17 protein-coding genes are annotated in these 19,576 nt (G+C 31.9%); 15 read left to right on the top strand and 2 right to left on the bottom strand.

Going from position 1 to position 19,576, the window contains the following annotated elements; all coding sequences use genetic code 11:
• The first annotated feature begins 8 nt into the window (after nt 1-8).
• On the top strand, nt 9-1,253 hold the full coding sequence (gene fabF / locus JV528_RS10080; RefSeq protein ID WP_000081240.1) for a beta-ketoacyl-ACP synthase II: 1,245 nt from the start codon (nt 9-11) through the stop codon (nt 1,251-1,253).
• 54 nt (nt 1,254-1,307) lie between these two features.
• Here the strand turns inward: fabF and JV528_RS10075 are convergent, their stop codons facing one another.
• Nucleotides 1,308-1,679: a DUF3899 domain-containing protein gene (locus JV528_RS10075; RefSeq protein WP_000915160.1), complete on the bottom strand. Its 372-nt coding sequence runs from the start codon at nt 1,677-1,679 to the stop codon at nt 1,308-1,310.
• A 242-nt stretch (nt 1,680-1,921) separates the two neighbouring features.
• Here JV528_RS10075 and opp3b point away from each other — a divergent pair, with 242 nt between their 5' ends.
• From opp3b to opp4C, 10 genes are all read left to right on the top strand, one after another.
• Entirely contained in the window at nt 1,922-2,848 is a 927-nt protein-coding gene (opp3b, locus tag JV528_RS10070) for an oligopeptide ABC transporter permease (protein ID WP_000521533.1), read from the top strand.
• The gene (gene opp3C / locus JV528_RS10065) at nt 2,848-3,918 is read left to right on the top strand and encodes an oligopeptide ABC transporter permease (protein WP_000829638.1); all 1,071 of its coding nucleotides are present in this window, start codon (nt 2,848-2,850) and stop codon (nt 3,916-3,918) included. The genes opp3b and opp3C overlap by 1 nt, the downstream gene beginning before the upstream one ends.
• 15 nt (nt 3,919-3,933) lie before the next feature.
• Complete coding sequence (locus tag JV528_RS10060; protein WP_000140050.1) at nt 3,934-5,016, top strand: ABC transporter ATP-binding protein; 1,083 nt, start codon at nt 3,934-3,936, stop codon at nt 5,014-5,016.
• Nucleotides 5,006-5,947 (top strand): ABC transporter ATP-binding protein, encoded by a 942-nt coding sequence (locus JV528_RS10055; RefSeq protein ID WP_000786749.1) that lies wholly within the window; start codon nt 5,006-5,008, stop codon nt 5,945-5,947. Before JV528_RS10060 ends, JV528_RS10055 begins: the two co-directional genes overlap by 11 nt.
• Nucleotides 5,948-5,965: 18 nt before the next feature.
• Nucleotides 5,966-7,621 carry a peptide ABC transporter substrate-binding protein gene (locus JV528_RS10050; RefSeq protein ID WP_000197098.1) on the top strand — a complete coding sequence of 552 codons (1,656 nt, stop codon included), beginning with the start codon at nt 5,966-5,968 and terminating at the stop codon, nt 7,619-7,621.
• A gap of 208 nt (nt 7,622-7,829) precedes the next feature.
• Entirely contained in the window at nt 7,830-9,545 is a 1,716-nt protein-coding gene (opp4A, locus tag JV528_RS10045) for an oligopeptide ABC transporter substrate-binding protein (protein WP_204177197.1), read from the top strand.
• Between the two features lie 50 nt (nt 9,546-9,595).
• Entirely contained in the window at nt 9,596-10,582 is a 987-nt protein-coding gene (locus JV528_RS10040; protein ID WP_001067041.1) for an ABC transporter ATP-binding protein, read from the top strand.
• A gap of 2 nt (nt 10,583-10,584) precedes the next feature.
• Complete coding sequence (locus JV528_RS10035; RefSeq protein ID WP_000427771.1) at nt 10,585-11,565, top strand: ABC transporter ATP-binding protein; 981 nt, start codon at nt 10,585-10,587, stop codon at nt 11,563-11,565.
• Nucleotides 11,558-12,520 (top strand): oligopeptide ABC transporter permease, encoded by a 963-nt coding sequence (opp4B, locus tag JV528_RS10030; protein WP_204177198.1) that lies wholly within the window; start codon nt 11,558-11,560, stop codon nt 12,518-12,520. The genes JV528_RS10035 and opp4B overlap by 8 nt, the downstream gene beginning before the upstream one ends.
• 11 nt (nt 12,521-12,531) lie before the next feature.
• Nucleotides 12,532-13,413 carry an oligopeptide ABC transporter permease gene (gene opp4C, locus JV528_RS10025; RefSeq protein ID WP_204177200.1) on the top strand — a complete coding sequence of 294 codons (882 nt, stop codon included), beginning with the start codon at nt 12,532-12,534 and terminating at the stop codon, nt 13,411-13,413.
• Nucleotides 13,414-13,454: 41 nt separating this feature from the next.
• Here opp4C and trpS read toward each other — a convergent pair whose 3' ends face one another.
• Nucleotides 13,455-14,444: a tryptophan--tRNA ligase gene (gene trpS / locus JV528_RS10020; RefSeq protein ID WP_000448934.1), complete on the bottom strand. Its 990-nt coding sequence runs from the start codon at nt 14,442-14,444 to the stop codon at nt 13,455-13,457.
• 294 nt (nt 14,445-14,738) lie between these two features.
• On the opposite strand from trpS, the gene spxA reads away from it, so the two are divergent.
• The 4 genes from spxA to pepF all read left to right on the top strand — a co-directional run bounded on the left by spxA (nt 14,739) and on the right by pepF (nt 19,187).
• Nucleotides 14,739-15,134 (top strand): transcriptional regulator SpxA, encoded by a 396-nt coding sequence (spxA, locus tag JV528_RS10015; RefSeq protein WP_000258003.1) that lies wholly within the window; start codon nt 14,739-14,741, stop codon nt 15,132-15,134.
• A gap of 370 nt (nt 15,135-15,504) precedes the next feature.
• On the top strand, nt 15,505-16,224 hold the full coding sequence (mecA, locus tag JV528_RS10010) for an adaptor protein MecA (RefSeq protein WP_001217736.1): 720 nt from the start codon (nt 15,505-15,507) through the stop codon (nt 16,222-16,224).
• A 120-nt stretch (nt 16,225-16,344) separates the two neighbouring features.
• Nucleotides 16,345-17,331 (top strand): competence protein CoiA, encoded by a 987-nt coding sequence (locus tag JV528_RS10005; protein ID WP_000959280.1) that lies wholly within the window; start codon nt 16,345-16,347, stop codon nt 17,329-17,331.
• 47 nt (nt 17,332-17,378) lie between these two features.
• Nucleotides 17,379-19,187: an oligoendopeptidase F gene (gene pepF / locus JV528_RS10000; RefSeq protein ID WP_000082725.1), complete on the top strand. Its 1,809-nt coding sequence runs from the start codon at nt 17,379-17,381 to the stop codon at nt 19,185-19,187.
• Nucleotides 19,188-19,576: the final 389 nt, after the last annotated feature.

Below are 19,576 nucleotides of genomic sequence, written 5' to 3'. Positions count from 1 at the left end.
GATAACGAATGAGTCAAAATAAAAGAGTAGTTATTACAGGTATGGGAGCCCTTTCTCCAATCGGTAATGATGTCAAAACAACATGGGAGAATGCTCTAAAAGGCGTAAATGGTATCGATAAAATTACACGTATCGATACTGAACCTTATAGCGTTCACTTAGCAGGAGAACTTAAAAACTTTAATATTGAAGATCATATCGACAAAAAAGAAGCGCGTCGTATGGATAGATTTACTCAATATGCAATTGTAGCAGCTAGAGAGGCTGTTAAAGATGCGCAATTAGATATCAATGAAAATACTGCAGATCGAATCGGTGTATGGATTGGTTCTGGTATCGGTGGTATGGAAACATTTGAAATTGCACATAAACAATTAATGGATAAAGGCCCAAGACGTGTGAGTCCATTTTTCGTACCAATGTTAATTCCTGATATGGCAACTGGACAAGTATCAATTGACTTAGGTGCAAAAGGACCAAATGGTGCAACAGTTACAGCATGTGCAACAGGTACAAACTCAATCGGAGAAGCATTTAAAATTGTGCAACGCGGTGATGCAGATGCAATGATTACTGGTGGTACAGAAGCACCAATTACTCATATGGCAATTGCAGGTTTCAGTGCAAGTCGAGCGCTTTCTACAAATGATGACATTGAAACAGCATGTCGTCCATTCCAAGAAGGCAGAGACGGTTTTGTTATGGGTGAAGGTGCTGGTATTTTAGTAATCGAATCTTTAGAATCAGCACAAGCTCGAGGTGCCAATATTTATGCTGAGATAGTTGGCTATGGTACTACAGGTGATGCTTATCATATTACAGCACCAGCTCCAGAAGGTGAAGGCGGTTCTAGAGCAATGCAAGCAGCTATGGATGATGCTGGTATTGAACCTAAAGATGTACAATACTTAAATGCCCATGGTACAAGTACTCCTGTTGGTGACTTAAATGAAGTTAAAGCTATTAAAAATACATTTGGTGAAGCAGCTAAACACTTAAAAGTTAGCTCAACAAAATCAATGACTGGTCACTTACTTGGTGCAACAGGTGGAATTGAAGCAATCTTCTCAGCGCTTTCAATTAAAGACTCTAAAGTCGCACCGACAATTCATGCGGTAACACCAGACCCAGAATGTGATTTGGATATTGTTCCAAATGAAGCGCAAGACCTTGATATTACTTATGCAATGAGTAATAGCTTAGGATTCGGTGGACATAACGCAGTATTAGTATTCAAGAAATTTGAAGCATAATTATAAAAATCTTCAGTAACGTTGTTTTAGTTACTGAAGATTTTTTCTGTTTCTTTATACTAAGATGAGCGACAGCACAATCGCCATAATAAAATATAAAATATTTATTAATAATAAGGGTATTATCCATGTAGAAACAAAGTAATGCTCTTTTTTTACCTCTTGTGGGTTGAAAAATGGATCATCAGAGATAGACTTCTTCTTTTTCGAAGATGACATTTGATACTTTAATCTTCTAAAACCATAACTTGTCGCATCAAAAATGCCTTCTTGTACAAGTAAAATCAAAAATATGCTAATAAAAATAATTAATGAAACATAAAACAATATATTTAAATATGTAATGATAGTATGGCTATTAAAAACCCATATAATAAACGTTAACATTGGGGTTATTAGTGCCATTCCAAGCCATTTTTTCAACATTTGATCACTCCCACTTATAGAAAACTCTTACGCATAGTTTACATTAAAATGAGACATTGAGGAATGATTTTTTAATTTCTTCAGTTTTATTGAAATTCTAAAATCAATCATTCTTCATTAGTTTAAAGCAAAAAAATATTGATATATAGTAAATATTGTATATATAATATTAGTTAAGATTTCAGAAAATTTTGAAGGGAATGGAAATTTAGAAATCGGAATTTGTTAGAGGAGGGGATTAGATGGGGAAATATATTTTCAAACGATTTATTTATATGCTTATTTCTTTATTTATTATTATTACAATTACATTTTTCTTAATGAAATTAATGCCAGGTTCGCCATTTAACGATGCTAAATTAAATGCTGAACAAAAAGAAATTTTAAATGAAAAATATGGATTAAATGATCCTGTAGCTACGCAGTATTTACATTATTTAAAAAATGTTGTTACAGGCGATTTTGGTAATTCATTCCAGTATCATAATCAACCTGTGTGGGATTTGATTAAACCAAGACTACTACCTTCTTTTGAAATGGGTCTTACAGCGATGTTCATCGGTGTGATACTGGGACTTATTTTAGGTGTTGCAGCAGCTACTAAACAAAATTCTTGGGTTGACTATACAACTACAGTTATTTCAGTTATTGCAGTATCTGTACCATCTTTTGTACTTGCTGTACTTTTACAATATGTATTTGCAGTTAAATTAAGATGGTTCCCAGTAGCTGGGTGGGAAGGTTTTTCGACCGCGGTATTACCGTCACTTGCATTATCTGCAGCTGTTTTAGCAACTGTCGCCAGATACATAAGAGCAGAGATGATAGAGGTATTAAGTTCAGACTACATTTTATTAGCGAGAGCTAAAGGTAATTCGACAATGCGTGTACTTTTTGGACATGCACTTAGAAATGCTTTAATTCCAATTATTACAATTATCGTTCCCATGTTAGCAAGTATTTTAACAGGCACTTTAACAATTGAAAATATTTTTGGGGTTCCTGGATTAGGGGATCAATTCGTACGTTCAATTACAACAAATGATTTCTCAGTAATCATGGCAATCACACTATTATTTAGCACATTGTTTATCGTTTCTATTTTTATTGTAGATATTTTGTACGGTGTGATAGATCCACGAATTCGTGTTCAAGGAGGTAAAAAATAATGGCTGAAAATAAAAACAATTTGTCGATTAACGACGATCATTCTAATGCAGCTATGACACATACCTCTGACGCTATCGCATCATCTGATTTTATTATTAGAGAATTAGATTTGAATCAGGAACCTGAAATGCAACGAGAAAGCAAAAACTTTTGGCAAGATGCTTGGGCTCAGTTAAAACGAAATAAGTTAGCTGTTGTCGGTATGATAGGTTTAATTATCATTGTAATATTTGCTTTTATCGGTCCAGTTATAAATAAACATGATTATGCTGAACAAAATGTACAACATAGAAATCTTCCGGCAAAAATACCTGTATTAGACAAAGTTCCATTTTTACCTTTTGATGGTAAAGATGCAGATGGCAAGGATGCTTATAAAGCAGCAAATGCTAAAGAAAATTATTGGTTTGGTACTGATCAGTTGGGTCGAGATTTATGGACAAGAACATGGAAAGGTGCTCAAATTTCATTGTTTATCGGTGTTGTTGCAGCGATGTTAGATATTTTTATTGGCGTTGTATATGGTGCGATTTCTGGATTCTTCGGTGGACGTGTCGATACGATTATGCAACGTATACTTGAAGTCATAGCATCTATTCCGAATTTAATTGTCGTAATTTTATTTGTATTAATTTTTGAACCATCCATTTGGACAATTATATTGGCTATGTCTATCACAGGCTGGTTAGGCATGAGCAGAGTTGTACGTGGAGAATTTTTAAAATTGAAAAATCAAGAGTTTGTCATGGCTTCGAAAACATTGGGGGCTTCAAAATTCAAATTGATATTTAAGCATATTTTACCTAATACGTTAGGTGCTATCGTGGTTACATCAATGTTTACAATACCTAGTGCTATTTTCTTCGAAGCATTTTTAAGTTTCATTGGTATAGGTGTACCCGCACCTCAAACATCGTTAGGATCATTAGTAAATGATGGGCGCGCAATGTTATTAATTTATCCACATGAATTATTTATACCAGCAATGATTTTAAGTTTATTAATTCTATTCTTTTACTTATTTAGTGATGGATTACGTGATGCATTTGATCCGAAAATGCGTAAATAAAAGGGGGCATAGCATATGACTGAAAGAATATTAGAAGTAAATGATTTGCATGTTTCCTTTGATATTACAGCAGGGGAAGTGCAGGCAGTGAGAGGTGTAGATTTTTATTTAAACAAAGGGGAAACATTGGCAATTGTTGGTGAATCAGGTTCAGGTAAATCTGTAACAACAAAAGCAATTACAAAATTATTCCAAGGGGACACAGGAAGAATTAAAAAGGGAGAAATTTTATTTTTAGGGGAAGATTTAGCAAAAAAACCTGAAAATGAGTTAATTAAATTACGTGGCAAAGATATTTCAATGATCTTTCAAGATCCAATGACATCTTTAAACCCAACGATGCAAATTGGTAAACAAGTCATGGAACCATTAATTAAGCACAAAAATTATAGTAAAGCACAAGCTAAAAAGCGCGCATTGGAAATACTAAATCTTGTAGGTTTACCAAATGCAGAAAAAAGATTTAAAGCATATCCACATCAATTTTCAGGTGGACAAAGGCAAAGAATTGTTATTGCAACCGCATTAGCTTGTGAACCTAAAGTGCTCATTGCTGATGAACCAACGACTGCATTAGACGTAACGATGCAGGCACAAATTTTAGATTTAATGAAAGAACTACAACAAAAAATCGATACAGCAATTATTTTTATAACGCATGATTTAGGGGTTGTTGCGAATATTGCTGATAGAGTGGCAGTTATGTATGGTGGTCAAATGGTTGAAACAGGAGATGTTAACGAAATATTTTATGATCCAAAGCATCCATATACATGGGGATTATTATCGTCAATGCCTGATTTATCAACAACAAATGACACACCATTACTAGCGATTCCTGGAGCGCCACCTGATTTATTACACCCACCTAAAGGTGATGCATTTGCTAGACGTAGTCAATATGCATTAGATATTGATTTTAAAGTAGAACCACCGTGGTTTAAAGTTTCACCGACACATTTTGTGAAATCTTGGTTATTAGACGCACGTGCACCAAAAGTTGAACTACCCGAGCTGGTAAAACAACGTATGAAACCGATGCCTAATAATTATGAAAAACCACTCAAGGTAGAAAGGGTGTCGTTCAATGAAAAATGATGAAGTGCTATTATCTATTAAAAATTTAAAGCAATATTTTAACGCAGGAAAGAAAAACGAAGTGAGAGCGATTGAAAATATTTCGTTTGAAATATACAAAGGGGAAACATTAGGTTTAGTAGGAGAATCGGGGTGTGGTAAATCTACAACTGGTAAATCAATTATCAAACTTAATGATATTACAAGTGGAGAAATTTTGTATGAGGGTATTGATATACAAAAGATTCGTAAACGTAAAGATTTGCTTAAATTTAATAAAAAGATACAGATGATTTTTCAAGACCCATATGCGTCTTTAAATCCTAGGTTAAAAGTAATGGATATAGTAGCTGAAGGTATTGATATCCATCATTTAGCAACTGATAAACGTGAGCGTAAAAAACGTGTCTATGATTTACTTGAAACTGTTGGATTAAGTAAAGAACATGCCAATCGTTATCCTCATGAATTTTCAGGTGGACAACGCCAACGTATTGGAATTGCCCGTGCATTAGCCGTTGAACCAGAATTTATTATAGCAGATGAACCTATTTCAGCATTGGATGTTTCAATTCAAGCTCAAGTAGTCAATTTGTTATTAAAATTACAGCGTGAAAAAGGTATTACATTCCTATTTATTGCACATGATTTATCAATGGTGAAGTATATCTCTGATCGAATTGCAGTCATGCATTTTGGGAAAATTGTAGAAATCGGACCAGCAGACGATATTTATCAATATCCATTACATGATTATACTAAGTCTTTATTGTCGGCAATTCCTCAACCGGATCCTGAATCGGAACGTAGTCGCAAACGATTTAGTTATATTGATGATGAAGCAAATAATCATTTAAGACAATTACATGAAATAAGACCAAAGCATTTTGTTTTTAGTACTGAAGATGAAGCGGCACGACTACGAAAAAATTTGTTGGTAACACAAGATTAAGGGGAAGGGGGAAATAAAATGACAAGAAAGTTAAAAACGCTGATTTTAATATTTGTTGCCACAATTGCATTAAGTGGTTGTGCTAATGACGATGGTATTTATTCAGATAAAGGTCAAGTATTCAGAAAAATTTTGTCAGCAGACTTAACATCACTTGATACATCATTAATTACGGATGAAATATCTTCTGAAGTGACTGCGCAAACATTCGAAGGTTTATATACATTAGGAAAAGGTGACAAACCGGTGTTAGGTGTTGCGAAAGCTTTTCCAGAAAAGAGTAAAGATGGGAAAACTTTAAAGGTTAAATTAAGAAGCGATGCTAAATGGAGCAATGGTGACAAAGTGACTGCACAAGACTTTGTTTATGCTTGGAGAAAAACAGTTGACCCTAAAACAGGTTCTGAATTTGCATACATTATGGGGGACATTAAAAATGCGAGTGATATTAGTACTGGTAAGAAACCTGTAGAGCAATTAGGTATCAAAGCATTAGATGATGAAACATTACAAATTGAATTAGAAAAGCCGGTTCCATATATTAATCAATTATTAGCACTTAATACATTTGCACCTCAAAATGAAAAAGTTGCCAAAAAATATGGTAAAAATTATGGTACGGCAGCTGATAGAGCGGTATACAATGGTCCATTTAAAGTTGATGATTGGAAACAAGAAGATAAAACCTTACTATCTAAAAATCAGTATTATTGGGATAAAAAGAATGTAAAATTAGATAAAGTGAATTATAAAGTTATTAAAGACTTACAAGCAGGTGCATCATTGTATGATACTGAATCAGTAGATGACGCAGTTATTACAGCAGATCAAGTAAATAAATATAAAGATAATAAAGGTTTAAACTTTGTGTTAACGTCTGGGACATTTTTTGTGAAAATGAATGAAAAACAATATCCTGATTTTAAAAACAAAAATTTAAGATTGGCTATCGCGCAAGCAATAGATAAAAAAGGATACGTTGATTCAGTGAAAAACAATGGCTCAATTCCTTCCGATACATTAACAGCCAAAGGCATTGCGAAAGCGCCTAATGGCAAAGATTATGCGAGTACCATGAATTCGCCTTTAAAATATAATCCTAAAGAAGCAAGAGAACACTGGGACAAAGCTAAAAAAGAGTTAGGTAAAAATGAATTGACATTTTCAATGAACACAGAAGATACACCAGATGCAAAAATATCTGCTGAATACATCAAATCACAAGTTGAGAAAAATTTACCAGGTGTCACTTTGAAAATTAAACAATTACCGTTTAAACAAAGAGTATCACTAGAACTGAGTAACAATTTTGAAGCATCACTTAGTGGTTGGTCTGCAGATTACCCTGATCCTATGGCTTACTTAGAAACAATGACCACAGGTAGCGCACAAAATAATACAGACTGGGGTAATAAAGAATACGATCAATTACTTAAAGTAGCAAGAACCAAATTGGCACTTCAACCGAACGAACGATATGAAAACTTGAAAAAAGCAGAAGAAATGTTCCTAGGAGATGCACCGGTAGCACCAATTTATCAAAAAGGTGTTGCACATTTAACAAATCCTCAAGTAAAAGGATTGATTTACCATAAATTTGGTCCAAATAACTCACTTAAACATGTATATATTGATAAATCGATAGATAAAGAAACAGGTAAGAAGAAAAAATAATATGCTTTGTAAATTAGGCTGGAGATATATCTCCAGTCTTTTTGTATTGCAGAAAAACCTTGGGAAAAAATTAAAATAAGTCGTTTTTTAAATTACTGAAATTGATTAAATGCATTAATGACTGAATATTCTAAAAATAAACTTGTAATAATTTTTTCTATGAGTAAACTAAAAAGAAAAAATTAGATTGAAAGTAGGAGGCATATAAATGGGGAAGCTAATTAAATATATTTCAATACTTATTGTTATCGTTTTAGTGTTGAGTGCTTGCGGAAAAAGCAGTAATAAAGATGAAGGAGTAAAAGATGCTACTAAAACAGAAACCTCAAAACATAAAGGTGGTACCTTAAATGTAGCATTAACAGCACCGCCAAGTGGCGTTTATTCTTCGTTATTAAATAGTACACATGCAGATGCTGTAGTTGAAGGATATTTTAACGAAAGCTTATTAGCAATTGATAAAAAAATACGTCCTAAGGCATATATTGCTTCATGGAAGGACATCGAGCCGGCTAAGAAAATAGAATTTAAAATTAAAAAAGGTATTAAATGGCATGATGGCAATGAATTAAAAATTGATGATTGGATTTATTCAATTGAAGTCTTAGCTAACAAGGATTACGAAGGCGCTTATTATCCTAGTGTAGAAAATATCCAAGGTGCAAAAGATTATCATGAAGGAAAAGCTGATCATATTAGCGGATTGAAGAAAATAGATGACTACACTATGCAGGTTACATTTGATAAAAAGCAAGAAAATTACTTAACAGGATTTATTACTGGACCTTTATTAAGTAAAAAATATTTATCAGATGTACCAATTAAAGATTTAGCGAAATCAGATAAAATCCGAAAATATCCTATTGGTATTGGACCATATAAAGTTAAGAAAATCGTCCCAGGTGAGGCTGTTCAACTTGTTAAATTTGATGATTATTGGCAAGGTAAGCCTGCATTAGACAAAATCAATTTGAAAGTTATTGATCAAGCTCAAATTATTAAGGCGATGGAAAAAGGCGATATTGATGTTACGAATGATGCTACCGGTGCAATGGCAAAAGATGCTAAGTCATCTAATGCTGGTCTCAAGGTATTATCTGCGCCAAGCTTAGACTACGGTTTAATAGGATTCGTATCTCATGATTACGATAAAAAAGCTAATAAAACTGGTAAAGTGAGACCAAAATATGAAGACAAAGAATTACGTAAAGCAATGCTTTATGCAATTGATAGAGAAAAATGGATCAAAGCATTTTTCAATGGTTACGCTAGTGAAATAAATAGTTTTGTACCATCAATGCATTGGATAGCAGCTGATCCTAAGGAACTAAACGATTATAAATATGATCCTGAAAAAGCTAAAAAAATCTTAGATAAGTTAGGTTATAAAGATAGAGATGGTGACGGATTTAGAGAAGATCCTAAAGGTAATAAATTTGAGATTAACTTTAAACATTATTCAGGTTCAAATCCTACTTTTGAACCAAGAACTGCTGCGATAAAAGATTTCTGGGAAAAAGTTGGCTTGAAAACAAATGTGAAGTTAGTAGAATTCGGTAAATATAATGAAGACTTAGCAAATGCATCTAAAGATATGGAAGTGTACTTCAGATCATGGGCAGGCGGTACAGATCCAGATCCATCAGATTTATACCATACTGATAGACCTCAAAATGAAATGAGAACAGTTTTACCAAAATCAGATCAATATTTAGATGATGCATTAGACTTCGAAAAAGTAGGCATTGATGAAAAGAAACGTAAAGATATTTATGTAAAATGGCAAAAATATATGAATGATGAGTTACCTGGATTACCAATATTCCAAGGTAAATCGATAACTATTGTTAACGATAAAGTACGAAACTTAGACATTGAAATTGGAACTGATCAAAGTTTATATAATTTAACTAAAGAAGCTTAGTAATGTAACCTCGACGATTTTGTCGAGGTTTACTTATATGGGGGGATGTTATGAATAATGTATTGTTAGAGGTTAAAGATTTAGAAACCTCATTAAAAATAAATAATGAATGGTTAGCAACTGTTGAAAATATTTCTTTTGAATTATCTAAAGGAGAAGTTTTGGGTATAGTAGGGGAATCTGGTTGTGGTAAGTCCATATTAAGTAAGTCAATTATTAAATTATTACCAGAAAAGATATCTAAACTAAGTAATGGAGAAGTTATATTTGATGGTAAACGAATCGATACGCTCAATGAGAAGCAATTGCTAGATATTCGAGGAAATGATATTGCTATGATTTTTCAAGAACCTATGACTGCTTTAAATCCGGTATTTACCATAAAAAATCAACTAGTGGAATCTATAAAATCACATAAAAAAATTTCTAAAAAAGAAGCAAATAACTTAGCAAAAGATTTACTAAAAAAAGTTGGAATTGCAAGACAAGATGAAATATTAAATAGCTATCCCCATCAATTATCTGGTGGTATGCGGCAAAGAGTAATGATTGCAATGGCCATTTCATGTTCTCCCAAATTATTAATTGCTGATGAACCTACAACTGCTTTGGATGTCACGATTCAAGCGCAAATATTAGACTTATTAAAAGAATTGCAAAAGGAAACGCAAATGGCAATTATGATGATTACACATGATTTGAGTGTGGTTGCTGAATTTTGCGATAAAGTTTTGGTTATGTATGCAGGTCAAATTGTAGAATTTGGAGGCATAAAAGAAATACTACACAATCCGAAACATCCTTATACCCAAAAATTATTATCTACAATTCCAAAACTTAAAGAAGAGCAGAAACGACTTGAAACGATAGAAGGAATTGTGCCATCAATCCAAGCATTTCACGTTAATAAGTGCAGATTTGCAAATAGATGTAACAAAAAACTGGATATTTGTAATAATCAATCTCCTAAAATGCATGTTTGTGAAGACGTCATTGTACGTTGTCATTTGTACCAAAATGAATATAAGGAGATATAAGAATGGAAAATATTTTAGAAGTAAATCAAATAAAAAAATACTACAAAATTAAAACTGGATTATTACAAAAAACTCAGTACGTTAAAGCTGTTGATGACGTATCGTTTTCAATAAAAAAAGGACAAACTTTTGGATTAGTAGGAGAATCGGGTTGTGGTAAGTCAACGTTAGGTAAAGTGATTATCAGGCTTGAAGATGCAACTTCAGGCTCAATAATTGTTAATGGTGAAGATATAACAAGGTTACAAGGTAAAAAACTGAGAAAATCACGACAACAATATCAGATGATATTTCAAGATCCGTATGCATCATTGAATCCGATGCAAATGGTTGGAGATATCATTTCAGAACCTATTTTAAATTATAAAAAATTGCCAAAAGAAGAAATAAAAAAAGAAGTACTATATTTATTAAAATGTGTTGGCCTAAGTGAAGATGCATATTATAAATATGCACATGAATTTTCAGGTGGACAGAGACAAAGAGTGGGAATTGCAAGAGCATTGGCTTTGCGTCCGAGTTTAATTGTTGCTGATGAGCCTGTAAGTGCATTAGATGTATCTGTTCAATCTCAAGTACTGAATTTATTAAAAGATTTACAAGAACAATTTAACTTAAGCTATTTATTTATCGCACATGATTTAAGTGTAGTAAAACATATAAGTGATGTCATTGGAGTTATGTATTTAGGTCATATAGTTGAAATCGCATCTGATAAAGAAATTTATGAAAATCCCAAACATCCATATACAAAAGCGTTGATTTCATCAATACCACAAATTGATAAGCTAAATAAAAATAGAATTATATTAAAGGGAGAATTACCTTCGCCAAGTAATCCGCCACAAGGTTGTCCTTTCCATACTAGATGTCCAATTGCTCAAGATATGTGCAAAAAAAGTATGCCAGAATTAAAGGACATTGGTAACGAACACCAAGTTGCTTGTTTCTACGTAGATAAAGTAGGTGATTTAAATGATTAAATTATTACTTAAAAGGTTAGGGTTAATGATCCCGTTACTAATTTTAATCTCAATAGTTGTATTTTCATTGGCAATCATACAACCAGGAGATCCATTTTCAGATTTACAAAACAGTAAAATAAAACAAGAAGCAATAAATGCACAAAGAGAAAAGTTAGGTCTCAACGACTCAATACCACATCAATACATTAGATGGGTCAATCATGTTATACACGGTGATTTAGGGGAGTCAATCAAATATAAAAGGCCGGTAATTGATGTTATTGAGGAAAGAATTCCAAATACAATATTACTCGGTGCTATGTCATTAATTATTACTTATATTATCTCATTTGCTTTAGGAATAACGTCAGGTAGATATTCTTACAGTTTGACGGATTATACTGTGCAAATATTTAATTATTTGATGTTAGCCATTCCATCTTTTATTGCGGGAGTATTTGCAATTTTTATTTTTTCTTTTGAATTACAATGGTTCCCGTTTCAAGGTTCTGTTGATATTAACCTTAAAGAAGGCACTTTTGAATATTATATGAGTAAAATATATCACACATTTTTACCTGCATTTACTTTAGGTTTATTATCTACTGCTGGTTATATTCAATATTTACGTAATGATATTATTGAAAATTCTAAAAAAGATTATGTATTGACGGCAAGGTCAAAAGGATTATCTATGAATAAAATTTATAATAAACATATATTGAGAAATTCTCTAATACCTATTATTACATTTTTAGGTGCTGATATTGTAAGTATTTTAGGTGGAGCTGTGATTACGGAGACTATCTTTTCATATAACGGAATCGGTAAATTATTTTTAGAATCGGTAATAGGCCAAGACTATCCATTAATGATGGCATTAACGTTATTTTTCTCATTTTTAGGTTTACTGGGTAATTTGATTTCTGATATTACTTATGGATTTATAGATCCAAGAATTAGAAGTAACTAGGGGGGATTAGAATGCAAAATAAGTCAAAATCGCCTTTTAAAATTGCATTGTCTAAATTTATTCATAATAAAATTGCAATGTTATCGATTATTTTTTTATTAATCATAACTATTGTATCAATTATAGCGCCATTAATAGCTCCTTTTCCAGTGAACCAACAAGATTTATTAAATATAAAAGGTGAAATGACAGCACAAAACATTCTTGGTACAGACTCTGGTGGTAGGGATAACTTTAGTCGTTTGTTATATGCAGGTCGTATTTCATTATCCATTGGAATTACATCTACAATAGGAATGCTTTTGATTGGAATTACAGTTGGAGTGATTTCTGGTTATTTTGGAGGTATTGTTGATACATTATTAATGAGAATAACCGAATTTGTTATGTTATTTCCATTTTTAATATTTGCAATTGTATTAAATGCTGCACTTGGAGATAAAATTAAAAATCCTTATGGATCTGCCATAATTCTTGTTCTAGTTATTATCGTATTAAGTTGGGGAGGTATTGCAAGACTTGTTCGTGGTAAAGTACTTCAAGAAAAAGAAAATGAATACTTTTTGGCAGTAAAATCAATTGGTACACCCACATATAAAATTATTTTGAAACATCTTTTGCCGAATATATTAAGTGTAGTTATCGTACAAGCAACATTGTTATTTGCCGGTATGATTGTAGTGGAATCAGGATTGAGTTTTTTAGGATTCGGAATTAGTAAAGCAATCCCATCTTGGGGTAATATGTTGAGTGATGCTCAAGAAGGGGATGTTATAAGTGGTAAACCATGGATATGGATGCCACCTGCTATAATGATTACATTAACTATATTAAGTATAAACTTTGTAGGGGAAGGGCTTAAAGATGCTTTTAATCCTAGAGGTAGACGTTAAATAATAAAAGAGGTACTAGTTAATTCTAGTACCTCTTTATTTTATCTCTTACGTCCTAAACCCATCGCTTTTTCCATTTTCTTGACAGTTTTAAATGAAACTTTGTGTGCTTTATCTCTACCTTGATCTAAAATATCATCAAGTTTATCTGAGTTATAGAAACTTTCGTATTTTTCTTGGAATTCTACTAAAAATGCTTTAACTATTTCAGCAAGGTCACCTTTAAATTTACCATAACCTTCGCCTTCATATTTTGCCTCAATATCTTTAATTGGCATGTCTGTTAATCCAGCGTATATTGAAATTAAATTCGTTATACCTGGCTTGTTGTCACGATCAAATTTAATAATACCATCTGAATCAGTTACTGCGCTTTTAATTTTTTTAGCTGCAACATTCGGCTCGTCTAATAATGAAATGAAGTTTTTAGCATTATCATCACTCTTACTCATTTTTCTTGTTGGGTCTTGTAAACTCATGACACGTCCACCAACTTTAGGCATACGAATTTCAGGTTTCACAAGCACATCATTATAGCGGCTATTAAATCTATCTACAAGGTTACGAGTCAATTCGATATGCTGCTTTTGGTCATCGCCAACTGGTACGATATTAGTATTGTAAAGAACAATATCAGCTGCCATTAAAGGTGGATATGTTAATAGACCAGCTGGTATACCTTCAACTGCTTTCTGAGCTTTATCTTTGTATTGCGTCATACGCTCTAATTCTCCAACAGAAGCAATCGTAGTTAACATCCATCCTGCTTGTACGTGTGCAGGGACTTCAGATTGTATGAACAATGTTGCTTTGTCTGGATCTATACCAGAAGCTAAATAAATCGCTGCTAATTGTCTAGTTTGTTTACGTAATTTTAAGCGATCTTGTGGCATTGTAATTGCATGTTGATCTACGATACAGAAATAACAATCGTAGTCATTTTGCACATCAACAAATTGTTTTAGTGCGCCAATATAATTTCCAATAGTAGGAATTCCACTAGGTTGGATGCCTGAAAATAATGTCTCCATTTAAATGCCTACTTTCTTAGTAATATTTTAATAATTATCATTATAACAGTATTTCTTAAAAATGTAAGATGTGTTAGAATATACGTATAACTTGCTACTAACAAAGGGATTAATAATCTTTTTTATAAGTGTAGAAACTTATCTGAAAAATTAGGTTTTTCTCATTTAATTTTAATGTTAGATAGTTATAATAAATAGTAACGATTAAGAATTTTAGAAAAAAATGTTTTTTCTTGATCTATAACTAAATTTTAAGCAATGAATTTTATTCATTCAAATAGGAGAGTGAGATGTATGGTAACATTATTTACTTCACCAAGTTGCACATCTTGCCGTAAAGCGAAAGCATGGTTACAAGAACATGACATTCCGTATACGGAGCGTAATATTTTTTCTGAACATTTAACAATTGATGAAATTAAGCAAATATTAAAAATGACTGAAGACGGTACTGATGAAATCATTTCTACACGTTCTAAAACATACCAAAAATTAAATGTTGATATTGATTCACTACCATTACAAGACTTATATTCAATCATTCAAGATAATCCTGGCTTATTACGTCGTCCAATTATTTTAGATAATAAACGACTACAAGTTGGTTATAATGAGGACGAGATTCGACGTTTCTTACCTAGAAAAGTTCGTACGTTCCAATTACAAGAAGCACAACGTATGGTTGACTAATAACCATTTAACTATGTGTCATACTTTACTAAAAGATATGTCAAGCAACGCTATTTCTATAGTGTTGCTTTTTTGGTTTTAATTTTACAATAATTGCTTAGTATCTTTTAAATCAAATGTGCAATTGTTAATATAGCTCTATATTAGAGTGTTTTGGATGAAACATTTGCTATGATAAGGTAAAATTAAATTAAGAAAGTGCTTTAATGCTTTAACTGTATAAATCATTTAAATAGTTTTGCTACAACGAATATGTTATTATAAGTTACCAAAATATTTTAGAGAAAGAAATCAAACAAATATATTGTATTTTGTTTGATGCTTTAATACAATGTGGATACTATTCATCGACTGTAAGGAGTGAGATGATATGAGAATAGAACGAGTAGATGATACAACTGTAAAATTGTTTATAACATATAGCGATATCGAGGCCCGTGGATTTAGTCGTGAAGATTTATGGACAAATCGCAAACGTGGCGAAGAATTCTTTTGGTCAATGATGGATGAAATTAACGAAGAAGAAGATTTTGTTGTAGAAGGTCCATTATGGATTCAAGTACATGCCTTTGAAAAAGGTGTCGAAGTCACAATTTCTAAATCTAAAAATGAAGATATGATGAATATGTCTGATGATGATGCAACTGATCAATTTGATGAACAAGTTCAAGAATTGTTAGCTCAAACATTAGAAGGTGAAGATCAATTAGAAGAATTATTCGAGCAACGAACAAAAGAAAAAGAGTCACAAGGTTCTAAACGTCAAAAGTCTTCAGCACGTAAAAATACAAGAACAATCATTGTGAAATTTAACGATTTAGAAGATGTTATTAATTATGCATATCATAGCAATCCAATAACTACAGAGTTTGAAGATTTGTTATATATGGTTGATGGTACTTATTATTATGCTGTACATTTTGATAGTCATGTTGATCAAGAGGTCATTAATGATAGTTACAGTCAATTGCTTGAATTTGCTTATCCAACAGACAGAACAGAAGTTTATTTAAATGACTATGCTAAAATAATTATGAGTCATAACGTAACAGCTCAAGTTCGACGTTATTTTCCAGAGACAGCTGAATAACGATATTAATTAAGCAACGCACTATGAAAGGAGACTCTTTGGAGTCTCTTTTTTTATTGATTTCAAAAGCTGAAAAAGTAATAGTAGTTAAACTTACGTGTAATATTTTGAGGTGAAGATATGTTAGTAGCTTTAAATGAAGAAAAGGAACGCGTGTTAGCAACTACTGCATTGAGAAAGACACAATATTTTTGTCCGGTGTGTGGCAAGCAAGTTATTTTAAAGCGTGGGCTCAAAGTAATTAGTCATTTTGCACATAAACATTTAGCGGAACAAAAATGTTTTAATAATGAATCGATTAAACATTATAAAAGTAAATTGATTTTAGCACAGATGATGCAGCAACAAGGATGTAAAGTAGAGATAGAGCCATTTTTAAAAGAAATAAAACAAATTCCGGATATTTTGATTAATAATAAATATGTTATTGAGCTACAGTATTCGCCAATTCCTTATAAACAGATTCTTCAACGAACGGAAGGTTTAAAGAAAATGGGATATAAAGTAAGTTGGTTATTAAATGATGTTGATTATTGTCATAATAAAGTGAAGTTCAATCATTTTCAAAGTATGTTTATTAATCCAATCACTCGAAAACTTCATACGTTCAATTTAGAGAAAAAACAAATAATGATGTTTCAACAAATACAATATATAGGCGGGCACAAATATGTCGCTGAAAAAGGGAATGCCAAAATTAGTGAGTTGTTTAATGAGGCGCCTTGTGATTATCATGCTGTTTATAAATTATCAAAATTCGCAATTAATCAATATATCAAATATTGTCGCTGGCAAAATTCTGTTTTAGAACCCACTTTAAGTGCAATGTATCAGTTGCATTTAACTGATCAAGAAGTAGTGCACAATTATGGTTATATTTTTCCAGAGCAAATTTATATTGAAAATCATCCAATTGAGTGGCAATTACAAGTTGATTTATGGTTAAAGAATGGAAAAAGCAAATTAGTAAGTGACAATCTTAATTATTTTAAACTGAAAAAGTTTATTGTTGCTCTAGAAAGTAAAACAGCAATTATAGAAAAACTTATTAACAATTATTTAAAAATTAGTTCAGATAGAGGTAATGACGTGCAAATTTTGTTCTAAAATGAGAAAATTATATCAATTATATTTTATTAGGAGGTTTACTACATATGAGTCAACAATTATCGAGAGAAGAACAGGAACGTAAATATCCTGAATATACATGGGACTTAACAACAATTTTTAAAGATGATGAAGCTTTTGAGGCTGCATTTAAAGAAGTTGAAAATGAGTTAGGCAAAGAAGAACAATTTAAAGGACACATTGGTGATAGTGCTGAGACATTATACAATGCGTTAGAATTAGAAGATACATTAGGTACTAAATTAGAAAAAGTATATGTATACGCGCACCTAAAACAAGACCAAGATACAACGAACGACAAGTATACTGGTATGGAGTCAAGAGCACATCAATTAATTATTAAATTTAGCTCGGCGTGGAGTTTCTTAGTGCCAGAGATTTTACAAATTGATGAAGATAAAATTCAATCATTTGTAAATTCATATGATAAATTACAAAAATTCGCATTTGATTTGAAGTTGATTAACGAAAAACGTCCTCATATTTTAGATGCTGAAACTGAAAAGTTATTAACAGAAGCGCAGGACGCGTTATCAACACCATCAAATGTATACGGTATGTTTAGCAACGCTGATTTAGTATTTGAAGATGCGATTGATAAAGATGGAAATGCACACCCGTTAACACAAGGTACATTTATTAAGTATTTAGAATCAGATGATCGCAAACTAAGAGAGAGTGCTTTTAGAAATGTATATAAAGCATATGGTGCTCATAATAATACGCTTGGCGCTACGCTAGCAGGTGAAGTGAAGAAAAATGTATTTAATGCTCGTACACACAATTACAAAACTGCAAGAGAAAAAGCATTGAGTAATAATCATATTCCAGAAAATGTATATGACAATCTAGTAAAAACTGTACATAAATATTTACCATTGCTACATAGATATACTGAATTGCGCAAAGAATTGCTAGGTTTAGATGACTTGAAAATGTATGATTTATATACACCATTAATTAAAGATATTAAGTTTGAAATGCCTTATGAAGAAGCTAAAGAGTGGATGTTAAAAGCTTTAGAACCAATGGGTGAAGAATATTTAAATGTAGTTAAAGAAGGCTTAAACAATCGTTGGGTCGATGTCTATGAGAATAAAGGTAAACGTTCAGGTGGCTATTCATCAGGTGCACATTTAACTAATCCATTTATTCTACTTAACTGGTCTAATACTATTTCAGACTTATACACATTAGTTCATGAATTTGGACATTCAGCACATAGTTACTTCAGTAGAAAATTCCAACCGTCAAATTCTAGTGACTACACTATTTTTGTCGCTGAAGTAGCATCAACTTGTAACGAAGCACTTTTAAGTGATTATATGGATAAACATCTTGATGATGAAAAACGCTTATTATTATTAAACCAAGAATTAGAACGTTTCAGAGCTACATTATTCCGACAAACAATGTTCGCAGAATTTGAGCATAAAATTCATGCAATTGAAGAAGCAGGTGAACCATTAACGCCAACTAGAATGAATGAAGAATATGCCAAATTAAATAAATTATACTTCGGTGATTCTGTAGAAACTGATGAAGATATTAGTAAGGAATGGTCACGAATTCCACACTTCTATATGAATTATTATGTATATCAATACGCAACTGGTTACAGTGCAGCTCAAAGCTTAAGTCATCAAATTTTAACAGAAGGTAAGCCAGCAGTAGATAGATATATTAATGAATTCTTGAAAAAAGGTAGCTCAAATTATCCAATTGAGATATTAAAAAATGCTGGTGTAGATATGACAACACCTGAACCAATTGAACAAGCTTGTGAAGTTTTTGAACAAAAATTGAACGCTTTTGAAAAATTAATGAAAGCTTAGCGCTATTGTATTCGCTTACATTATGAACAGATTGTGACAATTTAAATTAAGTACTATTAAAAGGTTGAAATGGAAGAGATAGCGTGTTATATTATGAACATGAAATTAATCACATAACAAACATACCCCTTTGTTTGAAGTGAAAAATTTCTCCCATCCCCTTTGTTTAGCGTCGTGTATTCAGACACGACGTTTTTTTATGTTCTTTTTTAATAAGAGGGAAGTGAAGTTGTATAAAAATGTATTAAATATGCACTTTTTATACATTAACGATTAATATATGTCTATTATGTACCAAATTTATAATTTGTATAATTTTCGAACTGGTTAAATTCGAAAAACATCACTAATATATTTAGATCGATGCGTAACATTACGTTCTAATAATT

The sequence above is a fragment of the Staphylococcus sp. GDB20D11A genome (assembly GCF_016893255.1).
Taxonomy (GTDB): Bacteria; Bacillota; Bacilli; order Staphylococcales; family Staphylococcaceae; genus Staphylococcus; species Staphylococcus aureus.
The sequence above is the reverse complement of the archived record's forward strand: the minus strand, read 5'-3'. Positions and strand labels throughout refer to the sequence as shown.